This is a genomic window from Pseudomonas sp. CM25 (assembly GCF_013179705.1).
Classification (GTDB): domain Bacteria; phylum Pseudomonadota; class Gammaproteobacteria; order Pseudomonadales; family Pseudomonadaceae; genus Aquipseudomonas.
Genome location: NZ_JABMCW010000692.1, coordinates 1 through 823 on the forward strand (window position 1 = coordinate 1; position 823 = coordinate 823).

The 823-nt window shown below is 67.2% G+C and carries 1 protein-coding gene; it reads left to right on the top strand.

The annotated features are described in order from the left end of the window. A partial coding sequence (locus HP546_RS30740) for a TonB-dependent receptor (RefSeq protein WP_256678586.1) occupies positions 1-823 on the top strand: 823 nt, incomplete at both ends.

Below are 823 nucleotides of genomic sequence, written 5' to 3' on the forward strand. Positions count from 1 at the left end.
CTATTGGCCGCCGAACGCGACGACGCCCTCAAGCTCCCCGACGTGCTGATCAGCGCCAGCCGCCAGGTCGAATCGCGCACCGCTACCAGTGCCGCCAACACCGTCTTCACCCGCACCGACATCGACCGCCTGCAGCCCAGCAGCGTCACCGACCTGCTCAGCCGCGTGCCCGGCGTCCAGGTGGCCCCCACCGGTGGCCGTGGCAGCCTGCCAGGCATCTTCATCCGCGGCACCAAGGCCGCACAAAGCCTGGTACTGGTCGATGGCGTGCGCATCGCCAACGCCACCTCGGGCGACAGCGGCCTGCAGTTTCTCGACGTTGACCAGATCGAGCGGGTAGAAGTGCTGCGCGGCTCGCGCTCGGCGGTGTACGGCAGCGACGCAATTGGCGGGGTCATCCAGATCTTCACCCGACGCAGCAGCGGCCCCGGCCTGCAACCACGTCTGCGCATCGCGGCCGGCAGCAACCAGACATTCCAGCGCAGCCTGGGGCTTTCTGGCGGCAACGACGCCACCCGTTTCAACCTGGGCGCCAGCCTGGACGAGACTGCAGGCATCGATGCCACAGGGCCGTCCTTCGCCAGCGATGGCGACCATGACGCCTACCGCAACAAGGCCTTCAACCTGAGCCTGAGCCACACCTTCGGCGAGCGCTTCGAGGCAGGCCTGAACCTGCTCGACAGCCGCGGCCGCAGCGAATACGACAACCCGTTCGGCGGCTTCGACCCGATCACCTTCGAGAGCTTTGGCCAACAGCCGTACACCGACTTCAGTGTGAGTAGCCTGGGCAGCTACTTCGACGCCCAGCTCAGCGATGCCTGGC